The organism is Streptomyces sp. NPDC013457 (assembly GCF_043089925.1).
Classification (GTDB): domain Bacteria; phylum Actinomycetota; class Actinomycetes; order Streptomycetales; family Streptomycetaceae; genus Streptomyces.
This window is the reverse complement of the sequence record NZ_JBICBL010000008.1, coordinates 160,905-183,300: the sequence shown is the minus strand read 5'-3', so window position 1 is coordinate 183,300 and position 22,396 is coordinate 160,905. Positions and strand designations below refer to the sequence as shown.

Annotated in this window: 17 protein-coding genes, 3 tRNA genes and 1 pseudogene; 15 read left to right on the top strand and 6 right to left on the bottom strand. The window is 71.1% G+C overall.

The features are described 5' to 3' along the window. Nucleotides 1-4: 4 nt before the first annotated feature. Nucleotides 5-1,201, bottom strand: coding sequence for an amidohydrolase family protein (locus tag ACF1G2_RS22625; RefSeq protein WP_391799985.1), 1,197 nt, complete (start codon nt 1,199-1,201; stop codon nt 5-7). 118 nt (nt 1,202-1,319) lie between these two features. On the opposite strand from ACF1G2_RS22625, the gene ACF1G2_RS22620 reads away from it, so the two are divergent. Further along, nucleotides 1,320-1,404: transfer RNA gene (locus tag ACF1G2_RS22620), tRNA-Ser, on the top strand. 59 nt (nt 1,405-1,463) lie between these two features. Here the strand turns inward: ACF1G2_RS22620 and ACF1G2_RS22615 are convergent. Next, nucleotides 1,464-2,390 carry a bifunctional DNA primase/polymerase gene (locus ACF1G2_RS22615; protein WP_391799984.1) on the bottom strand — a complete coding sequence of 309 codons (927 nt, stop codon included), beginning with the start codon at nt 2,388-2,390 and terminating at the stop codon, nt 1,464-1,466. A 341-nt stretch (nt 2,391-2,731) separates the two neighbouring features. Between ACF1G2_RS22615 and ACF1G2_RS22610 the strand changes: the two genes are divergently transcribed. The 8 genes and pseudogenes from ACF1G2_RS22610 to ACF1G2_RS22575 all read left to right on the top strand — a co-directional run bounded on the left by ACF1G2_RS22610 (nt 2,732) and on the right by ACF1G2_RS22575 (nt 10,652). Further along, the gene (locus ACF1G2_RS22610; RefSeq protein ID WP_391799983.1) at nt 2,732-3,040 is read left to right on the top strand and encodes a hypothetical protein; all 309 of its coding nucleotides are present in this window, start codon (nt 2,732-2,734) and stop codon (nt 3,038-3,040) included. Nucleotides 3,041-3,249: 209 nt separating this feature from the next. Next, nucleotides 3,250-4,416, top strand: coding sequence for an acyl-CoA dehydrogenase family protein (locus ACF1G2_RS22605; RefSeq protein ID WP_391799982.1), 1,167 nt, complete (start codon nt 3,250-3,252; stop codon nt 4,414-4,416). After that, nucleotides 4,413-5,330 carry a bifunctional MaoC family dehydratase N-terminal/OB-fold nucleic acid binding domain-containing protein gene (locus tag ACF1G2_RS22600; protein ID WP_391799981.1) on the top strand — a complete coding sequence of 306 codons (918 nt, stop codon included), beginning with the start codon at nt 4,413-4,415 and terminating at the stop codon, nt 5,328-5,330. The genes ACF1G2_RS22605 and ACF1G2_RS22600 overlap by 4 nt, the downstream gene beginning before the upstream one ends. Nucleotide 5,331: 1 nt before the next feature. Continuing rightward, nucleotides 5,332-6,408: an acyl-CoA dehydrogenase family protein gene (locus ACF1G2_RS22595; protein WP_391799980.1), complete on the top strand. Its 1,077-nt coding sequence runs from the start codon at nt 5,332-5,334 to the stop codon at nt 6,406-6,408. After that, nucleotides 6,405-6,782 (top strand): annotated as a pseudogene (locus ACF1G2_RS22590) (MaoC family dehydratase); the annotation flags it as partial. The gene ACF1G2_RS22595 and the pseudogene ACF1G2_RS22590, both read left to right, overlap by 4 nt. 140 nt (nt 6,783-6,922) lie before the next feature. After that, the gene (locus tag ACF1G2_RS22585; protein WP_391799979.1) at nt 6,923-8,089 is read left to right on the top strand and encodes a lipid-transfer protein; all 1,167 of its coding nucleotides are present in this window, start codon (nt 6,923-6,925) and stop codon (nt 8,087-8,089) included. A 150-nt stretch (nt 8,090-8,239) separates the two neighbouring features. After that, nucleotides 8,240-8,785 (top strand): SigE family RNA polymerase sigma factor, encoded by a 546-nt coding sequence (locus ACF1G2_RS22580; RefSeq protein ID WP_391799978.1) that lies wholly within the window; start codon nt 8,240-8,242, stop codon nt 8,783-8,785. Between the two features lie 214 nt (nt 8,786-8,999). Continuing rightward, a complete protein-coding gene (locus tag ACF1G2_RS22575; protein ID WP_391799977.1) occupies nt 9,000-10,652 on the top strand; it encodes a long-chain fatty acid--CoA ligase in 1,653 nt (550 codons plus the stop codon). A gap of 96 nt (nt 10,653-10,748) precedes the next feature. Here the strand turns inward: ACF1G2_RS22575 and ACF1G2_RS22570 are convergent, their stop codons facing one another. Beyond that, nucleotides 10,749-14,621 (bottom strand): PAS domain-containing protein, encoded by a 3,873-nt coding sequence (locus ACF1G2_RS22570; RefSeq protein ID WP_391799976.1) that lies wholly within the window; start codon nt 14,619-14,621, stop codon nt 10,749-10,751. 164 nt (nt 14,622-14,785) lie between these two features. Then, on the bottom strand, nt 14,786-15,247 hold the full coding sequence (locus ACF1G2_RS22565) for an SSI family serine proteinase inhibitor (RefSeq protein ID WP_391799975.1): 462 nt from the start codon (nt 15,245-15,247) through the stop codon (nt 14,786-14,788). A 206-nt stretch (nt 15,248-15,453) separates the two neighbouring features. Here ACF1G2_RS22565 and ACF1G2_RS22560 point away from each other — a divergent pair. Then, nucleotides 15,454-15,544: transfer RNA gene (locus tag ACF1G2_RS22560), tRNA-Ser, on the top strand. A gap of 319 nt (nt 15,545-15,863) precedes the next feature. Further along, nucleotides 15,864-15,936: transfer RNA gene (locus ACF1G2_RS22555), tRNA-Arg, on the top strand. A gap of 617 nt (nt 15,937-16,553) precedes the next feature. Here the strand turns inward: ACF1G2_RS22555 and ACF1G2_RS22550 are convergent. Beyond that, complete coding sequence (locus ACF1G2_RS22550; RefSeq protein ID WP_391799974.1) at nt 16,554-17,405, bottom strand: helix-turn-helix domain-containing protein; 852 nt, start codon at nt 17,403-17,405, stop codon at nt 16,554-16,556. A 603-nt stretch (nt 17,406-18,008) separates the two neighbouring features. Between ACF1G2_RS22550 and ACF1G2_RS22545 the strand changes: the two genes are divergently transcribed. From ACF1G2_RS22545 to ACF1G2_RS22535, 3 genes are all read left to right on the top strand, one after another. Next, a complete protein-coding gene (locus ACF1G2_RS22545) occupies nt 18,009-19,496 on the top strand; it encodes an ice-binding family protein (protein ID WP_391799973.1) in 1,488 nt (495 codons plus the stop codon). A 250-nt stretch (nt 19,497-19,746) separates the two neighbouring features. Further along, nucleotides 19,747-20,331, top strand: coding sequence for a DUF5819 family protein (locus ACF1G2_RS22540; RefSeq protein ID WP_391799972.1), 585 nt, complete (start codon nt 19,747-19,749; stop codon nt 20,329-20,331). Nucleotides 20,332-20,392: 61 nt separating this feature from the next. Beyond that, on the top strand, nt 20,393-21,445 hold the full coding sequence (locus ACF1G2_RS22535) for an HTTM domain-containing protein (RefSeq protein WP_391800214.1): 1,053 nt from the start codon (nt 20,393-20,395) through the stop codon (nt 21,443-21,445). A gap of 3 nt (nt 21,446-21,448) precedes the next feature. Here the strand turns inward: ACF1G2_RS22535 and ACF1G2_RS22530 are convergent, their stop codons facing one another. Next, nucleotides 21,449-21,847, bottom strand: coding sequence for a thiol-disulfide oxidoreductase DCC family protein (locus tag ACF1G2_RS22530; protein WP_391799971.1), 399 nt, complete (start codon nt 21,845-21,847; stop codon nt 21,449-21,451). Nucleotides 21,848-22,118: 271 nt separating this feature from the next. Between ACF1G2_RS22530 and ACF1G2_RS22525 the strand changes: the two genes are divergently transcribed. Beyond that, on the top strand, nt 22,119-22,310 hold the full coding sequence (locus ACF1G2_RS22525) for a hypothetical protein (protein ID WP_391799970.1): 192 nt from the start codon (nt 22,119-22,121) through the stop codon (nt 22,308-22,310). Nucleotides 22,311-22,396 lie beyond the last annotated feature (86 nt).

The following is a 22,396-nucleotide window of genomic DNA, read 5'->3' as shown; positions in this document are numbered from 1 at the left end:
TACCTCACCGTGATGCGGTGGTGTTGCCATCGAAGGGCAGATCGAGCATCCGGATCGCGTTGCCCCGCAGGAGCTTGTACGTGACGTCGTCGGGAAGGCCGGCCACGTGATCCGCCGCCACCTGCTTCGTGTGGGGCCACGTCGAGTCGACGTGCGGATAGTCGGTCTCGAAGGTGGCGTTGTCGACGCCGACCGTCTCGATCGCCTCGATTCCGTGCTTGTCGCGGAAGAAGCAGCAGAAGATCTGCCGGTAGTAGTACGTCGACGGCGGCTCGGGGATCAGATTCTTGACCCCACCCCAAGCTCGGTGCTCCTCCCACACGTCGTCGGCGCGCTCCAGGGCGTACGGGATCCAGCCCATCTGGCCCTCGCTGTAGGCCAGCTTGAGTCGGGGGAACTTCACCAGGACCCCACTGAAGAGGAAGTCCATCGCCATCGAGGCCATTGCGTTGTTGAAGCTCAGCGCGGCCTGAACCGCAGGCGGCGCGTCGGGGGATGCGGCGGGCATCTGCGACGACGAGCCGATGTGCATGTTCACCACGGTCCCGGTCTTCTCGCAGGCCGCGAAGAACGGGTCCCAGTAGCCGGAGTGGATGGACGGCAGCCCGAGGTAGGTGGGGATCTCGGAGAAGGTCACCGCGCGCACGCCCCGGGCCGCGTTCCGTCGGATCTCCGCTACCGCCAGGGTGACGTCCCAGGGCGGGATCAGGCAGAGCGGGATCGGCCGGCCCCCGCTGTCACCGCACCACTCCTCCACCATCCAGTCGTTGTAGGCACGGACGCAGGCGAGTCCGACCTCCTTGTCCGGGTCGGGCAGCGCCTGTTCTTCGCGCTCGGTCCTGAGGACGTCCTCAACCTGACGTGACCGGTCCTGGCTGCACCCGACGGCCTTGCGGATCCGCTCGGCGTCCAGGTGCTCGTACGACCAGTCGGCCGTCAGGGAACGGGCCTTGGTGAGCGCTTCGTCCCAGCTCATGCGGGGACTGTTCTTGTCGCGCGCGGTGCGGCGCCGTGGCCGGGGCTTCGGAGGCTCGGTCTCCTCGTCCTCGTGCTCGTCCTTGGCTGCTTCGGGGTCGAGTTCGCCCATCCGGTCTCCGGCGAGAAGCACCCCGAGCGGGATCTCCTCCTGCCGTCTGCCCGAAGCGAGGACGGTTCGCAGGCATCCTGACTGGGGGCCGGCGCCGCGGGGTGGGAGACTCATGGCGGACGGGCTCCGTGGTCAGCCGTACGGCCTGTGGTCAACCTGTGGTCAGACTTCCCTGCCGGATGCGGCCACCCGGTAGGCTGTAGCCGCTCCGCAGCAGGTGAGGCGGGGCGTGGGTGGGTTGCCCGAGCGGCCTAAGGGAACGGTCTTGAAAACCGTCGTGGCGCGAGTCACCGTGGGTTCAAATCCCACACCCACCGCAGCGGATCAGAGAACGCACTGATCAGAAGGGGCACCCCGGTTTCGGGGTGCCCCTTCGTCATGGGCGGGTGTCGCTTCGTGAGGCGGTGGCGTTCGGGGGGTCTGCCGGCTGGGCGTTCCGGGTGAGGCGGGCCGCCGAGAGGATCGTCGTGCGGGCCTCGTGTTCGGTCAGGCCCGTGTGGACCGCCGCCGTGGTGAGGGCTTCGGCGAGGGAGTCGCCGAGGCCGTTCTCGTACGCCCGGCAGGCCGCCCAGAACAGGCGCGTGTTGCGCTGGCCCTCGTGGGCGCTGCGGACGAAGTGGATCAGGCCGCGGCCGTGGCGTGGGCTCGGCGGAGTGTGATGGGGGCGCGAGGGCGTGGTGGGGGGCGCGATCAGGTCGAGGAGGGCGCGCGGGCAGGGCGCGGGATCGAGGTGCTCGCTGCCCGGAGCCAGCCGGTACGCGCCCTTGGCCGTGACCGAGCCCGGCCCCACGAGGTAGCCGCCGGCGCCGCGGATGTCGATGCCGGGGGCGAGGCGGCTCGCCGAGTTCGGGACGACGACGTCCGGCGGGCCGGTCAGCCACAGGTGGCGGCCGCCGGACGGAGTGAGGACGGTGACCGTGGGCGGCAGCGTGAACAGGTGCTGGAGCGCGAGGTGGCGCAGCTCGGTCGTGGCGGTCGTGGCGGCGTCGCCGTGCAGGACGTCGAGGTCGACGCCGATGAGGTGGTGCGGCGGGCGTCCGCAGGCGATGCCGTAGCCGGTGGCCCAGGGGGCGGCGGCGAAGAGGGCCCGTACCGCCGCGGGGTCGCTGCTCGCGTCGTGCACGCCGTGCCCGGGTCGGCCGCACTCGCCGTGGCAGACGACGGGGTGCGGTTCGTGCCGGTGGGGTGAGCGGAGGGCGGGGAGCTTGGAGGCCGACAGGGGGATGACGGGGAGCCCGCGCTCTGCCGCAGACAGGGCGTGGGCCAGGGCCAGGGTGGCGGAGCGCCGATCGGAGGTGGCCATGACCTCAGTTTCGTACACTCGTTCGAAAAAAGAAAGAGGGGAGGATTGGCTGAAAATCTGCCGGAACGCTTCCCCCGTTGCGAGGGTGCGGTTCCGGCGGCGAGATACGGCCTCCACCCCTGTGAGCTGCGCCTTCGGGTGCGTGGAGGGGGTTTATCGACTTGTCCTCACGCTTGAGGGGGAATCGGCTGCTGAGGGGTGGTTCGCCGGGGATTGTGTGGGCAACTCTGGAGTCGCGACGTCGAGCACAACGACCGAGGCGGTCGGCCAACTGCCTTGGAATCAGCCGTACTTCAGTGCTCCGGCACGACAGCTTCAGCTCAGCTCACGGAGGAAAAGACATGGCAAGCATCCGTACCGCCCGCGTTCTCGCCGCTGCCGCCGCGCTGCCCTTGGCCGCCGCTCTCTTCAGCGGCGTCGCGCAGGCCGACAACGGCGGATTCGCGGACGACGGATCGAACACGAGCGTCGCCTCCATCATCGGCAGCGGCGTGGGGGGCGACAACTTCGGCAACTCGACGACCACGCAACAGGTGGCCACCGGCTCCGGTGCCTCCAATCAGAACAACACCGCGAGCGTGAACGGCTCCGGGCTCACCGCCATCGACCAGTCGAACGCCACGGTCAACTTCCACCCCTGGTGGTTCTAGCCGTCAGCTGGGGTCCGGCCCGACGGGGGGAATGACCGCGGGGGGAACGACCGCGGGGTGAACAGCGGCCCGTGCGACGGCGCTTCGGCGCCGGCGTACGGGCCGCCGCGCGTTCCGGGCGCGCGCTCGCCTCGTCCGTGACCTTGACACGGCTCCCGTATCTGACGGACAGTCAGAAAACGTAGCCGTACCCCCGGGAGGCCGTCGCCGTGCACCTCGCCCCGACCGAGCGGCAGCTGCGGCTGCGCGCCGAACTCCGCGCATACTTCCGCGACGTGATGCCCGACGGTCCGCCGTCCGCCGGCGACACCGCCGCGCAGCGCGCGCTGCTCCGCCGCATCGGCGGCGACGGGATGCTGGGGCTCGGCTGGCCGCCGGAGTACGGCGGCCAGGGGCGTGGCCCCGACGAGCAGTTCGTCTTCTTCGACGAGGCCTACCGGGCCGGTGCCCCCGTCTCGATGGTCACGCTCAACACCGTCGGCCCGACCCTGATGAAGTACGGGACCGAGGAGCAGAAGGCGTACTTCCTCCCCCGCATCCTGCGCGGCGAGACCGTCTTCGCCATCGGCTACAGCGAGCCGGAGGCCGGCACCGATCTGGCCTCGCTCCGTACGAAGGCGGTGCGGGACGGGGACGCCTGGCAGATCGACGGGCAGAAGATCTTCACCTCGAACGCCCAGAACGCCGACTGGATCTGGCTCGCCTGCCGCACCGACCCCGAGGCGCCCAAACACCGCGGCATCTCCATCGTGCTCGTGCCCACGGACTCCCCCGGCTTCTCGTGGACGCCGATCGAGACGGTCGGCGGACTGACGACGACCGCGACCTACTACGACTCCCTCCGCGTCCCCGCCGGGAACCTCGTCGGGGAGGAGCACGGCGGCTGGGGGCTGATCACCAACCAGCTCAACCACGAACGCGTGGCCCTCGCAGCCATCGGCATGCAGGCCGAGGACTTCTACGAGGCCGCCCTCCGCCGGGCGCGTACACCCGATCCGGTGACGGGGCGGCGCCGCATTGACGAGCCGTGGATTCGGATTCGGGCCGCCGAGGCACATGCCCGGCTGGCGGCGACGCGCCTGCTCAACTGGCGTCTGGTGGGGGATGTGGGGGCGGGCCGACTGGCCCCGGGAGACGCCAGCGGCGTGAAGTTCGCGGGAACCGAATCGGCGGTGGAGGTGTACCGAATATGTCAGGAGATCGCGGGCGGAGCGGGTCTCGTGCGGGCGGGGTCGCCGGGGGAGTTCGACGGCGGTGAGCTCGAGCGGATGAACCGCGCCGCGCAGATCAACACCTTCGGGGGAGGGGTGAGCGAGGTGCAGCGCGAGATCGTCGCGACGATGCGACTCGGCATGAAGGGGAGGGGGCGGCGGTGACGGACGGTCTGTACGAGCGGCTGAAGGGGTACGAAGGACGGCCCGCCGCCACCGCGGGCGTCGGCAAGGACCTGGTCAACGAGCCGATGATCAGGCACTGGTGCGAGGCGATGGGGGACGCCGACCCGGCGTACCGGGGGCCGGACGCCGTCGCGCCGCCCACCATGCTCCAGGCCTGGACGATGGGCGGGCTCTCCGGCCACACGGACCGGTCGGGGGCGTACGACGAGCTGCTCACGCTCCTGGACGAGGCCGGGTTCACCTCCGTGGTCGCCACCGACTGCGAGCAGGAGTACCCGCGGCCGCTGCGACCGGGCGACGCGATCACCTTCGACGCCGTGATCGAGTCGGTGTCGGAGCGCAAGACCACCAAGCTCGGCACGGGGCACTTCGTCACCACCCGGATGGACATCCGAGCCGACGGCGAGCTCGCGGGCACCCACCGCTTCCGCATCCTCAAGTACGCGCCGAGGGCCCCGCGGCCGAAGGAGAGCGGCGCCCCCTCCGCCAGGCGGCCCAGGCCGGTGATCAACAGGGACAACGCCGGGTTCTGGGAGGGAGTCGCGGCGCACCGGCTGCTCATCCAGCGCTGCGCGGGCTGCGCGGCGCTGCGCCTCCCCTGGCTGCCCGGGTGCAACGCCTGCGGCTCGCCGGAGTGGGACACCGTCGAGGCGGGCGGCGAAGGGACCGTCTTCTCGTACGTGGTGATGCACCACCCGCCCTTCCCGGCCTTCGATCCCCCGTACGCGGTCGGTCTGATCGAACTGACCGAAGGGGTACGGATGATCAGCAACGTGGTCGGGGTGCCGTACGACAAGGTCCGGATCGGGATGCCGGTCCGGCTGGAGTTCCTCCGCGTGGACGAGGAGCTGGAGCTGCCCGTCTTCCGGGCGCTGGACGGCGGGGAGGGCTGACATGGACTTCACGCCCACGGAGGAGCAGAGCGCGGCGCAGGAGCTGGCGGCGCGGATCTTCGGCGACCTCGCCACGCACGAGCGGCTCGCGGCGGCCGGCACGGGCACGGACGCCGAGCTGTGGAAGGCCCTGTGCGCGGCGGGGCTGCCCGGAGCGGTCGAGGAGATCGGGCTGCTCGGCATGGTGCTCCTCGCCGAGGAGCAGGGCCGTACGACGGCGCAGGTGCCGTTCGCGGCGAGCGGGGTGTTCGGCCTCCTCGCCGTCGCCCGCCACGGCACCGAGGAGCAGCGGGAGCGGCTGCTGCCCGGGCTCCGCGACGGTACGAGCGTGGCGACCGGGGCCTTCCCGCCCGCCGGACAGGTGCGGGCCGACGGGGACGGCCGGCTGACGGGGACGGTGGAGTGGGTGCCCTGGCTCAGGGACGCCACGCACGTCCTCGTGCCGGACCAGGACGGCGCGCTCCGGCTCGTGCCCATGGCAGGGGCGTCCGTGGAGGCCTCCACAGCGGCCTCCATAGAGCCATCCTCAGCAGCCTCCGTCGTGCCGGTTGAGCTCACGGCTCCCTGGGCCGCCGGCCGGCTCGTCCTCGACGGCGCGCGGGGCGAACGGATCGGGGGCCCGGGCGCGTTCGCCGACGTGCTGGCCACGGCCCGGATCGTGTTCGCCGGGCTGCAGGCCGGTGTCTGTGCCGGCTCGCTGGCCCGGGCCGTGGCGTATACCTCGGTACGGGAGCAGTTCGGCCGCCCGCTCTCCACCCACCAGGCCGTCCAGCTCCGGGCCGCCGACGCCCATATGGACACCGAGGCGATCCGGGTGACCGTCTACGAGGCGGCCTGGCGCCTCGACGAGGGGCTGCCGGCCGCCGAGCACGCCCTGACCGCCGCCTGGTGGGCGTCGGAGGCGGGAAAGCGCGTCGTCCACGCGGGCCAGCACCTGCACGGCGGCATGGGGGCGGACCTCGACCATCCCGTCCACCGCCACTTCCTCTGGGGCAGGCAGCTCGACGCGTACCTCGGCTGCGGTACCGAGCTCCTCGCCGAACTGGGTGACCTGATCGCGAACGGAGAGCGCTCATGAAGGCCGGGGACACGCTCGCGCCGCTGGAGATCCCGATCACCCGCACGCTGATCGTCGCCGGGGCGGTCGCCTCCCGGGACTACCAGGACGTGCACCACGACGCGGAGTCGGCGAGGGCGAAGGGCTCCCCCGACATCTTCATGAACATCCTGACGACGAACGGCCTGGTGGGGCGGTACATCACCGACCGTCTGGGCCCGGGCGCGGTCCTGCGCAAGGTGGCGATACGGCTCGGCGCGCCCAACTACCCGGGGGCCACGATGACGTTGACGGGCACGGTCACGGAGGTCGACGGCGCCACGGCCCAGGTGCGGGTGGTCGGCGCCAACGGGCTCGGCCACCACGTGACGGGCACGGTGACGGTGAGCCTCCCGGTGCCGGTGCCGGTGCCGGTGCCGGAGCCGGAGCCGGAGCCGGAGCCGGGGCCGGTGCCGGTGCCGGGGCCGGTGTCGAAGTCGACTCCGGTCGGCCCTTCTGTGTCGGCGGCCGCCCCCGAGGCCGGGGAGGCGGGAGCATGAGCATCCGGAGGGCCGATCGGCTCGGAGGGCGTGCCGCCGTCGCCGGGATCGGGGCGACCGAGTTCTCCAAGGGCTCCGGCCGCAGCGAGCTCAAGCTCGCCGTGGAGGCGGTGCACGCGGCGCTCGACGACGCCGGGCTGACCCCCGCCGACGTCGACGGCATGGTCACCTTCACCATGGACACGAGCCCGGAGATCACCGTCGCCCAGACGGCGGGCATCGGTGAGCTGTCGTTCTTCTCCCGCATCCACTACGGGGGCGGGGCCGCCTGCGCCACCGTCCAGCAGGCGGCGCTCGCCGTGGCGGCCGGGGTCGCCGACGTCGTCGTCTGCTACCGGGCGTTCAACGAACGCTCCGGGCGCCGCTTCGGCTCGGGGGTCCAGCAGCGCGAGCCCTCCGCCGAGGGCGCCGCGCTCGGCTGGCAGCTGCCCTTCGGGCTGCTCACCCCGGCCTCCTGGGTCGCCATGACCGCCCAGCGGTATCTGCACACGTACGGGCTGACCCCGGACGCCTTCGGCCAGGTCGCCGTCACCGGCCGCCGGTACGCGGCCACCAACCCCGCCGCGTACTTCCACGGCAGACCGATCACGCTCGCCGACCACGCCGCCTCGCGCTGGATCGTCGAGCCCCTCCGGCTCCTCGACTGCTGCCAGGAGACCGACGGCGGACAGGCGATCGTCGTCACCTCCGTCGAGCGCGCCCGCGACCTGCGCCATCCGCCCGCGGTGATCGTTGCCGCCGCCCAGGGAGCCGGACGCGCCCAGGAGGCCATGACGAGCTTCTACCGCGACGACCTCACCGGCCTGCCCGAGATGGGCGTGGTGGCGAGACAGCTCTGGCAGACCTCCGGGCTCGCCCCCGGGGACATCGACGTCTCCATCCTGTACGACCACTTCACCCCCTTCGTCCTCATGCAGCTGGAGGAGTTCGGGTTCTGCGGCCCCGGCGAGGCGGCCGACTTCGTCGCGGCGGACGCGCTGCCGATCAACACCCACGGAGGCCAGCTGGGGGAGGCGTATCTGCACGGGATGAACGGGATCGCGGAGGCTGTGCGGCAGGTGCGCGGTACGTCCGTGAACCAGATACCCGGCGCGGCGAGGACGCTGGTCACGGCGGGCACCGGAGTCCCCACGTCCGGTTTGATCCTGGGCGCGGACGGCTGAGGCGCCGGCCGGGCCCGACCCTGACTCCAGGCTCATCCCACCTCCACCTTCAGGAGGTCCAGCCGTCCCCACCCCTACAACCTGAGGGGGAGTGCGGTTCGGGACCTGGGGCCGATCCGCCGCCCACGTACCCGCTCCTAGCGTGGAGTCATGACTCCGCCACCTTCCGGCCCCGTCTGTGTCGGCGCCTCCACGGCCGCCGGCTACCCGTCGTTCTCGTCCTACGTACGGGCTCGCGGGCCCGTGCTGCTGCGCACCGCGCGCTCGCTCACCGCGAACCCCGCGGACGCCGAGGACCTGCTGCAGACCGCGCTGACCAAGACGTTCGTCGCCTGGGACCGGATCGAGGACCACCGCGCCCTGGACGGCTATGTGCGACGCGCGCTGCTGAACACCCGCACGTCCCAGTGGCGCAAGCGCAAGGTCGACGAGTTCGCCTGCGAGGAGCTTCCGGAGCCGGCCGTGCTGCCCGAGCCGGACCCGGCCGAGCGGCAGGTGCTGCACGACGCCATGTGGCGAGCGGTGATGAAGCTCCCGGACCGCCAGCGGGCGATGGTCGTCCTGCGGTACTACGAGGACCTCAGTGAGGCGCAGACGGCCGAGGTGCTGGGCGTCTCGATCGGTACGGTCAAGAGCGCGGTGTCACGGGCGCTCGGCAAGCTCCGCGAGGACCCGGAGCTCTCCCCCGTACGCTGACGGGCCCCACGCCGTCACCCCGGTTTTCCGCTTCCGGTTTCCGCTTCCCGTTTTCCTTCCCGTCTCCGCCTCCGCCTCCCGTCTCCGCCTCCCGTCTCCGCCTCTGCCAGCGAGCACTGGCAATTTCCCTACTCCCGGGTAGTGACATACCGAGCGGTACGTGCGCAGAATCTCCACACCCTTACTGCCACGTAGCGCCCACCGGGAGGACGCCGTGCTGAGCACCATGCAGGACGTACAGCTGACCGTGACCCGCATCCTGAACCACGGGATGACGATCCACGGAAAGTCCCTGATCACCACCTGGACCGGGGAGCCCGAGCCGCACCGCCAGACCTTCGCGGAGACGGGCGCCCGCGCGACCCAGTTGGCGAACGCCCTGCGCGACGAGCTCGGAGTCACCGGTGACCAGCGCGTCGCGACGCTCATGTGGAACAACGCGCAGCACGTGGAGGCGTACTTCGCGATCCCCTCCATGGGCGCGGTCCTGCACACCCTCAACCTGCGGCTTCCCCCCGAGCAGCTGGCGTTCATCGTGAACCACGCCGACGACCGGGTGGTCATCGTCAACGGTTCGCTGCTTCCCCTCCTCGTGCCGCTCCTGCCCCACCTGCCGACGATCGAGCACATCGTGGTCTCCGGCCCCGGCGACCGTTCGGCGCTGGAAGGAGTGGCGCCCCGGGTGCACGACTACGAGGAGCTGATCGCGGGCCGCCCCACCACCTTCGACTGGCCCGAGCTCGACGAGCGCGCCGCCGCCGCCATGTGCTACACCTCCGGCACCACGGGCGACCCCAAGGGCGTCGTGTACTCCCACCGTTCGATCTACCTGCACTCCATGCAGGTCAACATGGCCGAGTCGATGGGTCTCACGGCCGCGGACACGACCCTCGTCGTCGTCCCGCAGTTCCACGTCAACGCCTGGGGCCTGCCGCACGCCACGTTCATGACCGGTATCAACATGCTGATGCCGGACCGTTTCCTCCAGCCCGCCCCGCTCGCCGAGATGATCGAGCGCGAGAAGCCCTCCCACGCCGCAGCCGTCCCCACCATCTGGCAGGGCCTGCTCGCAGAGGTCACCGCCAACCCCCGCGACCTCTCCTCCATGAAGCAGGTCACCATCGGCGGCGCGGCCTGTCCGCCCTCGCTCATGGAGGCCTACGACCGGCTCGGCGTCCGCCTCTGCCATGCCTGGGGCATGACGGAGACCTCCCCGCTCGGCACCATGGCCCACCCGCCGGCCGGTCTGACCCCCGAGGAGGAGTGGTCGTACCGCGTCACGCAGGGCCGCTTCCCGGCGGGCGTCGAGGGTCGCCTCGTCGGCCCCGGCGGCGAAATCCTGCCCTGGGACGGCGAGTCGGCGGGCGAGCTGGAGGTGCGCGGAACCTGGATCGCGGGCTCGTACTTCGGCGGTGTCGACGGCGAACCGGTGCGCCCCGCCGACAAGTTCAGCGAAGACGGCTGGCTGAAGACGGGGGACGTCGGCGTCATCAGCCCGGACGGCTACCTCACCCTCACCGACCGCGCCAAGGACGTCATCAAGTCCGGCGGCGAGTGGATCTCGAGCGTCGAGCTGGAGAACGCCCTCATGGCGCACCCGGAGGTCGCCGAGGCCGCCGTCGTCGCCGTACCGGACGAGAAGTGGGGTGAGCGTCCGCTCGCGACCGTCGTCCTGAAGGACGGTGCCACGGCGGACTACGAGTCGCTGAAGGACTTCCTCGCCACCGAGGGCGGGATCGCCAAGTGGCAGCTCCCGGAGCGCTGGGCGATCGTGCAGGCGGTGCCGAAGACGAGCGTGGGCAAGTTCGACAAGAAGGTGATCCGCAGGCAGTACGCGGAGGGCGAGCTGGACGTCACCCAGCTGTAGTCCGCGCGCAGACGCAAGGATGCGAGGAGGGGGAGCGGTGCAGGTGCACCGCTCCCCCTTCTTCATCCGTACAGGGCTTCTCCGTCCGTACGGACCTCAGTTGGTCCCTATCTTCGCGAGCAGATCGACGATCCGGGCCTGCACCTCGTTGCTGTTCGAGCGCTCCGCCAGGAAGAGGACCGTCTCGCCGGACGACAGCGTCGGCAGCTCGGCCTCGTCGAGGTCGGCCGAGGTGTAGACGACGAGCGGGGTGCGGTTCAACTGCCCGTTCGCGCGCAGCCAGTCGATGATCCCGGCGCGCCGGCGGCGTACCTGCATCAGGTCCATCACCACGAGGTTCGGCCGGATCTGCGTGGCCAGCGTGACCGCCTCGGTGTCGGCCGAGGCCCGCGCCACCTGCATTCCGCGTCGCTCCAGGGTCGCGGCGAGCGCCTGCGCGATGTGCTCGTTCTCCTCGATGAGCAGCACGCGCGACGGGTGCTGCTCGCTGTCGCGGGGCGCCAGCGCCTTGAGGAGTACGGCGGGATCGGCGCCGTACGCAGCCTCCCGGGTCGCCTGCCCGAGTCCGGCCGCCAGCAGGACGGGCACCTCGGCGGCGACGGCCGCCTGGCGGAGCGACTGGAGCGCGGTACGGGTGATGGGCCCGGTCAGCGGGTCGACGAAGAGCGCGGCCGGGAAGGCGGCGATCTGGGCGTCGACTTCCTCGCGGGAGTGGACGATCACCGGCCGGTAGCCGCGGTCGCTCAGCGCCTGCTGGGTGGAGACGTCCGGCGCGGGCCAGACGAGCAGCCTGCGCGGGTTGTCCAGGGGCTCCGGGGGCAGCTCGTCGTCGAGGGGCCGCGGCACGGGCTGGTGCGCGACCTCGACCGCGCCGCCGGGACCGTCGAGCGGCTCCGGGCCCTCGTCGGCGCCCTCGGCGGGCGCTCCTATGGCGTACGAGCGGCCTTCGGGGGCCGCGGGGGCCAGCTTGGGCTGCGGGTGCGGCTTGGCCGCGGGCTCGGCGGGTGCCGTCGGCGCCGCCGTCACGGCGGCGGGAGCGGGGCGGTCGCCCTCGGGCGGGGTGGCGAGCTTGCGTCGCCGCCCGGAGCCGTTGCTCCCGGCGGGCGGCGGGGTCTGCCCGCTCTGCGCGTTCTGCCCGCTCGGCTGCGCGGCGTTCTGCTGCGCGGCGAGCTGCTGGGCGAAGGGGACGCCCTGCCCGAGCGTCCGCACGCTGAACGCCCGTCCGCCCTGCGTGCCGTCCCTCGGCTCCTTCGGCACGGCGGCCGCGGCTGCGGCGGCCGCAGCCGGGGGCACGGCCGGGGACGGCGCGGGAGCGGCGGCGGGCGCGGGGATCTCGGGCGGCAGCGGTACGGATCCGGTACCGGTACCGCTCCGCGTCTCCTGCGGCCCGCTCGTGTTCCGGCGGCGACCGGTCGGTTCGGGCAGGGGGTGCGGCTGCGGCGGAGTGTGTTCGGCGTCCGGCACGGATCCAACGGCGTCGTGCCGACCCTCGTCGGTGCCGGGCATCGGCATCGGCAGGGGCATCGGCATGGGCATCGGCGTTGCCATGGGCATGGCCATGGGCGCCGGCTGCGGCTGTGCCACCTGCGGCGCGAGGACGGCCTGCGGCTGCTCGCTCCCCGCCTCCGGCGCGCGGTCCGCGTCGGCCGGAGGCAGCGCGAACGGCGTACGGGGCCCGGCCTCGGCGGCCGCGCTCCGCTCCTGCGCCGCGAGCGCCCGGCGCGCGCGGCGCCCGGTGGGCTGCGGCGCGCCCGTCTCCTCGCCACCCGCCACGGGCGCCGCGGGCAGGGCCCGGGCCGGCGCGGGAGCCTCGGCGGGGGCGCCCTGGGCGGGTACGGGCACACCCTGCGGGGGCACGGCGGCCCCCAGCGCGGCGCGGCCCTGCGCGCCTTCGGCGGCGGTCACCACGGAGCCCTCGGCGGGCCGGCCGCGACGACGCCCGGTCGGCTCGGCGACGCCGGGGGTCCCGGGGGTCCCGTGGGTTCCGGGGGTCCCATAGATCCCGGGGACTCCGGGGATCCCGGTGCCGCCCCCGTCCGTGCCGCCCGCCGGCATACCGCCCGCCGTCATACCGCCCGCCGTCCCAGCGTTCTGGGCGGGGATCAGCTCGGCGGGAGCGGCCGGAGCCTGCTCCGTACGGCCTCGGCGGCGGCCGGTCGGTTCGACGGCACCGGCGTTGCCTGCCTCGGCGGCCACCGGGCTCTCCAGGAAGGCGTCGGTGGACGCCCGCCGGGCGCGCCGCCGTCCGCCGCCGTTCGTGTCGGAGGCCTGCGCGGGCAGGGCGAGCGCGGCCCCGTCGGACGACGCGACCTCCAGCTCGGAGGAGGTGGCGGAGGCGGCGGAGGGCGCCGGTGCGGCGGGGGGCGCGGGCGGGGGCGTGACCGTCCCCTTCCCCGCGCCGAGCGGCACCTCGAGGACGTACGCGCTGCCGCTCATCCCCGGCACCTCGTGCGTCTGCACCACACCGCCGTGCGCGGCCACGATGCCGCGGACGATGGGCTGGTGGACGGGGTCCCCACCGGCGTACGGTCCGCGGACCTCGATCCGTACGACGTCGCCGCGCTGTGCCGCGGCCACCACGATCGTGGAGTCCGCGTACCCGGCGCCCGGCACGACGCGGGCCTTGCCGGTGGAGTCGACGCCGGCGACGTCGGCGACGAGATGGGCGAGCGCGGTCGCGAGCCGACCCGCGTCCACCTCGGCCTCGATCGGCGGGGCGTGCACGGCGAACTGCGCGCGGCCGGGCCCGATGAGCTCCACGGCCCCGTCGACGCCGGCCGTGACGACCGTGTCGAGCAGGACGACGGACCTGCCGAGCGTCTCCGTCCCGGAGTCCAGCCGCTGGTAGCCGAGGACGTTGTCGACGAGGGTGGTCATCCGGGCGTATCCGGCGGCCAGGTGGTGCAGGAGCTGGTTGGCCTCGGGCCAGAGCTGTCCGGCGTCGTCGGCGGCCAGGGTGGAGAGCTCGTTCCGCAGCTCCTCCAGCGGCCCGCGAAGCGACTCGCCGAGGACGGCCGTCAGCTGCTCGTGCCGGGCGGCCAGCGCCTCGTACCGCTCCTTGTCCGCCGCCGCCCGCTCCTCGTGGCTCTTCTTCAGCTCGGCGAGCTCGGCCGCGTGCTCCTCGGCGAGCGTCGCGACCTCGGTCGCCCGCTCCTTGGCGAGCTGCTCGTACGGCCGGCGGTCGGTGAAGGTCATCACCGCGCCGACGAGCTGGTCCCCGTCCCGTACGGGCGCGGTCGTGAGGTCGACCGGCACCTGGGAGCCGTTCTTCGCCCAGAGCACCTGGCCGCGGACGCGGTGCTTGCGCCCCGACTTGAGGGTGTCGGCGAGCGGCGACTCCTCGTACGGGAAGGGCTCGCCGTCCGCGCGGGAGTGCAGGATCAGCGGGTGCAGGTCCTTGCCGCCGAGGTCGCTGGCGCGGTAGCCCAGGATCTGCGCGGCGGCGGGGTTGACGAGGACGACCCGTCCGTCGGTGTCCGTACCCACGACACCCTCGGCGGCGGCGCGCAGGATCATCTCGGTCTGGCGCTGCGAGCGGGCCAGCTCGGCCTCGGTGTCGAGCGTGCCGGTGAGGTCGCGGACGACGAGCATGAGCAGCTCGTCACCGGTGTAGGCGGTGTACGAGTCGTAGGCCTCGCGGCCGTCCTCCAGGCTGGCGCTGGTCACCTCGACGGCGAACTCGCCGCCGTCCGTCCGGCGCGCGATCATCCGCGTCGGCTTCGTACGGCCCTGTTCGTCGGTGCCCTCGGGGCGCCGCATGGAGCCGGGGATCAGGCGCGAGTCGAAGCCGGGCAGGAGGTCGAGCAGCCCGCGCCCGACGAGAGCGGTGCCGGGGGTCTCGAACATGCCGAGGGCGATGGTGTTGGCGTTGACGACCGTGCCGTTGCAGTTGACGAGCACGAGACCGTCGGGAAGGGCGTCAAGTATGGCTGCGAGGCGAGCAGCGCCTCGGGATGGCCTGCTGCTCACGACGACGCTTCCTCCCTGACCCACTGCACCTTGCCCCGGCTGGCCGGCCCCATCTTGCCCTCCGGACCGCAGCCTGTCACTGAGAGGGAGTCTAAAGGCAGGCCCGCCGGTCTCGGGGTGCGGTCGCGTGCCCCCGGCAACATCCCGACGGCATCCTCACCTCATCACCGCACGTGGGGCAGTACGGGCTCCAGGTTCTCCCACCGCTCGATCTCACATCCGTCGGCCCGGGAGAAGCGGGCGTCGACGGTGCGGCCGCGCCATTGGCCGGTGATGCGGGCCGTGGCGGGGCCGCCGTGCTGGAGGGAGCAGATCCGGTCCTCGGCGACGGGCGCGAAGGGGTTCTTCCCCGCCTTGGCGTGCCCGTCCAGGCGAGCACAGGCACGCGCTGCGGCCGGGTGTGTCCCGCCGGGCCTGTCGCCGCACTCGAGCTCGAAGGTGCCGTCGGCGTTCCGGTGGCCGCTCTTGGTGATCGTCACGGTGAGCGTGTCGGGCGAGGAGGTGTCGGGCGAGGACGAGGAGAGCAACGGCAGGGACGGCAGGGGCCCGAGCTCACCGACACCCCCGAGGCCGGCGGCGGTGGTCGTGGTGGCGGCGAGGGTGGCGAGGACGAGGCTGCGCAGCATGCGAACTCCAGGAAGGCGGACGGGGCCGTGGGGCGCGGGCCCCATCTCCTCTAACGCTCCGTACTGCCGTTCGTTGCGCAACCGGGGTGCGCCGAGGGGCTTTGCTCTCCGCCCCGGAGGGCTAGTACGGTGAGAAGCGATTGGTGACACCGAGCCTGCCTGTGTCATCATCTGCACGCACCACTCACGCCCGCGTGACGGTGCATGGAGGCGTCGCCTAGTCCGGTCTATGGCGCCGCACTGCTAATGCGGTTTGGGCCTTAAAGCCCATCGAGGGTTCAAATCCCTCCGCCTCCGCCCCACCCGAAGCCCCGGCCCCACAGGCCGGGGCTTCGCCCGTTCCTGGGCCGGGACCGGTCCGGGGTGAGCCGGGCGGGACGTCGGCCGATCGGAACCAGACCCGCGCACCGGTGCGCGCCCGTTCCGGCGTCCGGATCGGCGATTCGCCGCGGAACGGGATCCCCCGCTTGGCGGTACCGCGGGGTGGAGGGAAACCCTCAGGATGGCGTTTCCGCAGGTCAGAGGGGGTTTGGCTAATGGATTTCGCGCTACGGCGCAGGTCATGTAATGTTGTCCACGCAACGCCGACCGGCAAGAAAAAAGCCGGGAAGCACAAGCACTCGTAGCTTAACGGATAGAGCATCTGACTACGGATCAGAAGGTTGCAGGTTCGAATCCTGCCGAGTGCACACAGCTCAAAGGCCCCCTGGACATCGTCCAGGGGGCCTTTGATATCAGCGGGTGACATCAACGCGAACGACGGGACCGGCAGGCGGCCGTCGGCATGCCACTTCCCTCCGGCCACCGTCCGCTCCTGTTCCTGGACGGCCCGGTGGGCGGCGAGCACGTCCACGCACCGCTTGGGGAGCGAGACCGTACGGACGGACCGGGCCGTCTTCGGGGTGCCGAACGATGAGTTCCCGCTTGATCCGCTGAAGGTTCCGCCGGACGCGGGGCTGCCCTGTGCGAGATCGACGTCCGCCCACGTGAGCCCGAGGGCCTCGCCACGGCGCAGGCCGGTTGACAACAGCAGGAGCCACAGCGCGTAGAGGCGGTGGGACCCGGGCGGTCTTGAGGAGCGACCGGGCTTCGCCCGCGTGATCAGGGGTCACCACCAGGCGCCTTGTTCCTGGGCCGGGAGCGCTCGGTCCGGGTGCCGGCCGGTCGGCTACGACCCCGCACTCCCGCACGCGTAAAGCCTCCGGGTGCCACTCGTGGCCTCGTCGGCGATGTCACGGTGGGGTTCGGGTGGCCGCTGGCCAGGCTGGGTGAGCGCAGCTCGACTCGTCAACCCAGGTGCTCAGCATCATGCGTAGAGCTTGATGGTGTCGGTGATGAGGTGGCGGGTGTCGCCGGGGCTGAGGGCCTGAGTCTGCAGGTGGGCGTGCACCGCGCCGTACTGCTGCACGTGGGCCGGCCTTTCCAGGCAGAGGCCGCTGGTGAACCTCTCCAGATACACCAGTGCCTCGCGGCTGTCGGGGAACCGCAGGAGGGAGAACTGTCCCGTAAGGCCAGGGTGAGCACCCGCCGTGTGAGGAAGGACCTGCACAGTGATGTGCGGCTCGGTGCTCAGCGTGTGCAGGTGCTCCAACTGCTCGCGCATGATCTCCCGGCTGCCGACGACGCGCCGCAGGGCCGACTCGTCCAGGACCACCCCCAGGCGAAGGCGGCGGGCAGGGTCGTAGAGCCGGTGCTGACTGCGAAGCCGCACCCTCAGGCGCGCGGCGGCCTGCTCGACCGTGACCAGGGGGATCGTCTCCTCGATGACCGCGGCCGCGTAGGCGGGCGTCTGCAGCAGACCGGGGATCACCATGGCCTCGAAGGTATCGATGGAGGCGGCCTCCGCCTGAAGGCCGACATACACGCTGTGGGGGATGTCGCCGTACGCGTACCACCAACCGTGCCGGCTCGATTCCCTTGCGAGCTCCGTCAGGGAATCTACGACATCCTGGTCGGAGACGCCGTAGAGCGTGCACAGATCACGCACGTCGCGGGGACTGACGGCACGGCGGCCGGTTTCCATGTGACTGACCTTCGCCTGGGAAACCAGCAGGTGCGCCGCCACCTGCATCCCGGTCAGACCGCTGGCCAGACGGAGCCGGCGCAGCTCCGCTCCCAGTCGTCGTCCCCTGACGGTGGGGTTGTTGTTCGCCGCCACGGTCGGTGTACCTCCAGCTCCCATGCATGCGTGAGCCAGCAGGTTGGCATGGAGCACCGACCGTTGATCATCCGCCGTGCCGTCGGCTTCAGCCGCGGTGGAAACGGATTGTGACCATGTAATTTGCCGCTCGATGAGGCCTCGAACAGAGCGGTGCTCCACGCCGTAAGGGAGGGGGCGACGACCGGCGGGGCAAGAACAGCCGGCCATGCCGCGCGACCGGAACGCACCCCTCGGGACCGGCCCTGCCGACAGCGTTTCCGGCCTCGCCGTCCCCGAGTCGTCCGCCCAGCGCCGGACGCGCCTTCCGGGTGAGGGGGGTTTCCGCTACGGCGAATTTATGGCTCCTCTGAACAGCGGTCGACGATCGGCATGGCAGGAGGGATTACCGCATCAACGTCGGATCGCCGCACAGATGGGGGGAAGCCAATCGGCTCAATATTGATCGTACATTCCTTGATGTGTATTGATGATTTCGGCGACATCACCCGAGTGAATGGCCGCCTGGGTTGAGTGACTGCGTAATATGCCGCCGACAAGAGGCGATTCCGTTTTGCGAGGAACGCCGGACGCCACCACCCCCTAACAGGAGTTGGCTCCTCGATGACACTGAACATTCCCGATGCGCCGCAACGGCGCACGATGACGGCTTGGATCGCGGGGGTACTCACCCTGCTGGTCGCTGTTGCCGTCGTGGCAGTTACGCCTACACGAGCAAATGCAGCAACAGTTGTCCCGCTGGGTACAGCGGAAAGCTTTGCGGTACTGGCCGGTTCGACGGTCACCAACGACGGAAATTCCGTGGTCACCGGCGATGTCGGTGTATCTCCGGGGACGGCCGTTACGGGATTCCCGCCCGGGACGGTGATGGACGGGACGATCTACGCAGGCGCGGCGGCTGCAGGAGCGAAGGCCGATCTCGGCACCGCGTACGACAACGCCTTCGGTCAGCCCACGGAATTCAACCTTTCCCCGGCACCCGTGACGCCCACGTTGGTTCCGGGTACCTACGCCGTCGAGTCCGGTCTCCTGGTGAACGGGACGTGGACCCTGGATGCCCAGAACAACCCTGACGCCGTCTGGGTGTTCAAGGTGCCTGCGGGGCTGACCACGGCATCCGGGAGCAGCATTGTCCTTCAGAACGGCGCCCAGGCGTGCAACGTGTTCTGGGTGACCGACGAATCGGCCACGCTCGGATCCGGCTCGACCTTCGTGGGCACCCTCATGGCGCTCACGTCGATCACTGTCAACAGTGGAGCGACCATCGAGGGCCGCGTGCTGGCCCGCAACGCGGCCGTGACGCTGAACAACAACGTGATCACCAGGCCGTTGTGTGAGGACACCACCACGACGACCACCGGCGACGCCGCGACCACCACGACCACCGGCGACGCCGCGACGGGTGACGCTGCCACGGGTGATGCCGCGACCGGTGACGCTGCCACGGGTGACGCTGCCACGGGTGATGCCGCGACCGGTGACGCTGCCACGGGTGACGCTGCGACGGGTGACGCCGCGACGGGTGATGCCGCGACCGGTGACGCTGCCACGGGTGATGCCGCGACGGGTGATGCCGCGACCGGTGACGCTGCCACGGGTGACGCTGCGACGGGTGACGCCGCGACGGGTGATGCCGCGACCGGTGACGCCGCGACCGGTGACGCTGCCACGGGTGATGCCGCGACCGGTGACGCCGCGACGGGTGATGCCGCGACCGGTGACGCTGCCACGGGTGACGCTGCCACGGGTGACGCTGCCACGGGTGACGCTGCCACGGGTGACGCCGCGACCGGTGACGCCGCGACCGGTGACGCCGCCACGGGTGACGCCGCGACGGGTGACGCCGCGACCGGTGACGCTGCCACGGGTGACGCCGCCACGGGCGGGCACGCCACGGGCGGGCACGACACGGGTGGGCACGACACGGGTGGGCACGACACGGGCGGATACGGCGACTGCGCGTGCGACTCCCCGGTGAAGCCGGGGAAGCCCGGCCACCACGACGGGCCGCACAAGCCCGGCCACCACGACGGGCCGTACAAGCCGGGCAAGCACGGCGAGTACGCGTGGCACGTTCCGCACTGGGTGTGAGACGGGTGGTGCGCGGCGGATCGTCTTCGATGCCGTCGCGCACCGCCGGCGGAGCAGGAGCAGCAGGTGCGAACAGTCAGGATCGGAAGGACCCGGTGGGGCCGTGCTGAGCGGTGCTGAGTCGACAAACGTGGAGTATCCGCAGCGGACCGGCGCTGAGCCGGCAACGCAGGACGGCGGCGGGGGGTCGGGGAGCGCCCGTGAGATCTCGGGGCCACCCCGCCTGCTGAGCGCTGGAACAGGAGCCGCAGTGGCCCTGTGCCTGGCAGTGACCTTGGTCCATGTACTTCTGGTGTTTCTGTACGTGGCGCCTCCGAACGCCGTCTCGAAGGCGTACAGCCAGCAGGTCAACGCGTGGGTCCGGCCCGTGTTCGAGCAGAACTGGCGGCTCTTCGCCCCGAATCCCCAGTCCGTCAACCGGCAGATCTCGGCGAGGGTCAAGCGGACAGCACCGGACGGCACCGCCCAGGTGAGTGACTGGATCGACCTGACGGCTACGGACGACTCCGCCGTCAAGCACAACGTCTTCCCGAGCCATACGGCACAGAACATGCTGCGCCAGGCCTGGAACGCGTTCCTCAAAACGCACGGCAGCGACAATCAGCCGCGCTCGGAACGGGCTGTGATGATCGAGAAGTATCTGCGCAACATCGCGGCGGATCGCGTCGCCGCCCAGCAGGGCGGCCACTTCGATTCCATCCAGCTGCGGGTGATCACGCGGCCTATCGCCGCGCCCGGCGCAGCGGTTGAATCCCGCCCGGCCGCAGCGGCACCGGCGCGGGCCGCAACCCGGTATCTGCCCTGGTGGAAGGTAGCCTCCCATGCAACGGACTGAGCAGGAACCAGTCGTGGCGCCGAAGGTGTCGCAGCGTGCCACCGAGCGGGCAGCCGTACGCATGCCGCAACGCGTACTGGACCGAGTTCACGCGTGCCTCGGCCTTCTGACCGAACGGCCGGTGTCTCTGTATGCGGCGGCGGTGCTGCGCATCGGCTACGGGCTGCTCTATCTCGTCTTCCTGCTCCGCGAGTTTCCACACCGCGACGAGATGTGGGGCCCTGGGTCACCGTGGACCCCCACGCTGGCCAGGCAGATGTTCGACCAGAGCGGTTGGGCCAGCATTCTCACCCTGTCCGACAGCCAGGTGTACTTCGAGGTCTGCTACGCGGCGGCCCTGATCACGTGTGCGCTGTTCTTGTTGGGCTGGCGGACACGGGCGGTGTCCGTGCTGTTCGCGGTCGTGGTGGTGTCGTTCCACGCCAGGGCACTCTTCATGGCGGACGGCGGGGACAACCTCATGGTCCTCATGGCTGTCTACCTGGTCTTCACCGCGTGCGGCCGGCGCTGGTCCCTCGACGCCCGAAGGGCCCGGCTCCGGGCGCCGGCGGGCAAGTCGCCAGATCCGCGCGGCGGCGATCTCCGGCACCATCTCGGCGGCGCCCGCATTGCCTTGACCACGGTGCTGCACAACTGCGGCATGCTCGTCATCGCCGCCCAGGTTTGCTTCCTCTACGGATGCGCTGGCCTGTACAAGGTGCAGGGACCCAGGTGGGGTGATGGGACCGCCCTCCACTACGTCCTGAACATCGACCTGTTCCGGCCCTGGCCCGAGCTGTCTCAGATGGTCGCCAGCCATCACGTGCTGATTGCCGTCGTCGGCTATCTGACAGTGCTGGTGCAGGTCGCCTTTCCGTTCGTTCTCTTCGGCAGGCTCAAATACCCCGTCCTCATCCTGCTGTTGGGCATGCACGTGAATATCGCGGTGCTCATGGGGCTGCCACTCTTCTCGGGCGCGATGATCGTCGCGGACGCCGCGTTCCTGCCGGACCGCTTCTACCGCGCCCTGGGAGGGCTGTGGCGGCGCGCTTTCCGGCGCACAGGAAGCACGGGAGCGGAAGCCACGGTCGGGACGGCATCCGCTGCGGTACCGCCGCAGCCCTCACCGGAGTAGGAGTCAACAGTCCGGTTCCCCGCGCATGTGGGCAGGGAGAGAGCAGGTGGCTGTGCCGCCCGGTAGGCGATGGCGGTTCTTCGCGACGACTCGATAGACGCCGCCTGCCAGCCAGTTGACGGGCGGCACTCGCAGGGCAAGCCCGAGCCACCGCCAGCGCCTTCGTCCGCACATCAGCACAGCGGACAGGGCGCGTGGTCCACCGTAGACCTCGCCGTCGACCGGGCCGATCCAGAGGACCTCGCGGTCGGCTCTGGCTTCGGTGACGCCCAGGGCGGCGAGGTCGGCGTACTGCCAGGGGACGAATTGCACACCCGGCTGAACGATGCGTCGAACCTTCTCGATTGTTCTGCTGCAAAAGCCACAGTCTCCGTCAAACAACAGAATGGGCTGGCTCGCCATCTGGGCTCCATTTCTCGACGTTGCTGCGCTGAAGAACCTCAGTGTGCGGCGAGCAAAAGCCGATTGGCGGGCAACACGACCTACGGAGCGCCCACATGATCCGGCCGCCATCGGAGAGCGGGCCGTACATGAGCGCCCCGGGCACCGAAGGACCGCCGTCTGGGACAACTACGCCGACAAGGTCCCCCTCTGCGACGGGCACGGCCGGACCATCGACGCCCCGCCCTGGGCTCCTGGGTGGCTGAGGACGGCAGCGGGCTACATTCACCGGGTGAGTACCGAGAAGCCAGTGAGCTGCGCGTTCTGTATGGGAACCACCGACGTCGGCCGTTCCGGTGATGGCGTCATGCTGGAGATCACTCGGGCCGGGGAGCAGAGCGTGCAGTTCCTCTGGGCCCACATGAGCTGCATGGACGAGCGACTTCACGAGCAGATCACCCGAGGCCCATGGCTCGACGAATAGCCGCGTGCCCCTCCCGTGCCCGATCGAGGTGTCCGCGTACGCGGGGTGCGCGGCCGGCTCTGGCAGGTGATCTCCTGGCCATCGAC